The organism is Sphaerisporangium flaviroseum (assembly GCF_039537005.1).
GTDB lineage: Bacteria > Actinomycetota > Actinomycetes > Streptosporangiales > Streptosporangiaceae > Sphaerisporangium > Sphaerisporangium flaviroseum.
The window spans coordinates 1-1,283 of sequence record NZ_BAAAZR010000074.1 but is presented as its reverse complement, the minus strand read 5'-3'; the positions used below and the strand labels follow the sequence as shown (position 1 = coordinate 1,283).

The 1,283-nt window shown below is 68.4% G+C and carries 1 protein-coding gene; it reads right to left on the bottom strand.

The annotated features are described in order from the left end of the window. Positions 1 to 1,258: IS21 family transposase (istA, locus tag ABD810_RS40810; RefSeq protein WP_344953954.1), on the bottom strand; the 1,258-nt coding region annotated here is incomplete at its 3' end. Between the last annotated feature and the right edge of the window lie 25 nt (positions 1,259 to 1,283).

The following is a 1,283-nucleotide window of genomic DNA, read 5'->3' as shown; positions in this document are numbered from 1 at the left end:
GGGTGGCCAGGTAGTCGCAGATTGAGGCCAGATCCTCCTCACCGAACCGGGCGTGGATCGCAGCCAGGCCGAGCGCTTCATCGACGCAGGACGCCCCGACGATGGCGGCCAGCTCAACAGCGCGGCCCATCTTGGCGCGCATGCGGGTGACACCCGCCGCAGCGGCCTCGATCAGCCATGCCTCCGCGCCGGGTCCGATCGCCAGGAACGCCTGTTCAGCCATGCTCTGCGGACGCGGCCGCGGCGGGCGGGGCCCGTTGCCGCCGGGATGATCGGGGTAGTGCTCGTCCAGGATGCGAGGACGGCCGGGAACCGACAGTTCGTGCCGCCACAGCTCGGTCAGGGCGCTGCCGCTACCCGGACGGGTGTCGCGGGCGACGATGACCAAGTGGTCACCGTGCACCCGGCACCACACCTTGCCGCCCTCGTGTCCCGGCGGGACCGAGTACCGCACATCGCCCCACCGGATCGTGCGGTCCTCGTGGACCAGACGTTCCTCGCCCAGCGCCAGCACATACGGCTCATCGGGAACCAAGTGCAGATGAGCGCGTTCCTCTGCGAGCATCTCGACCGGCGGCCGATGCGTCTCCCGATGCCGACGATCGTTGATGTGCCGGCACCAGAGCGCGCAAGCGGCCTCCAACTCCCCGAAACTCTCATAAGCGGCCCGCAGGTTGGTGGCCGTGGGCACCAGATCCGCCTTGGCGATCTTCACGGTGTTCTCCACCCCACCCTTGGACTCAGGATCGAACGGCTCACAGCTGTGCACTACGCAGCCGTAATGCCTGCCCAGGTCAACCAGCTGGGGATGACGGACCGGGAGCTTGGCGATGTGCTCAACGGTGACCGTCTTGGGGTTGTCGGTCAGCAGGTAGGTGGGCGCGCCGCCGATCCGCCGCAGCGCGGCATCCAGGCACGAGGTCAACGTGCCCAGCGTCTGATCCCACGCCGGGAGCACCACCCGGAACCGCGACCAGGCCAGCCAGCAGCAAAACAGCTGCGTGCGCCGTCCGCCGATCCTCGGCCCCTCACCCCAGTCCCACTGCAGCCACATCCCCGGTTCAGGGATCCAGGGCCGGTAGACGCGCCGCCGACCGGCATGCCAGGCAGCCTTGATCTGCGCGACCGCACGCCGGGTAGTCCGTTCCGACCCGGCAAATCCCATCGCGACCAGGTCCTTGTGCACCACATCAGCGCGAATCTTCCCCTTCGACGCCTCGACCTTCTCCTCAATCTTGGGCAGGAACGGGTCGATCACCCTCGGTCGCGGCGCCGCCTGATAC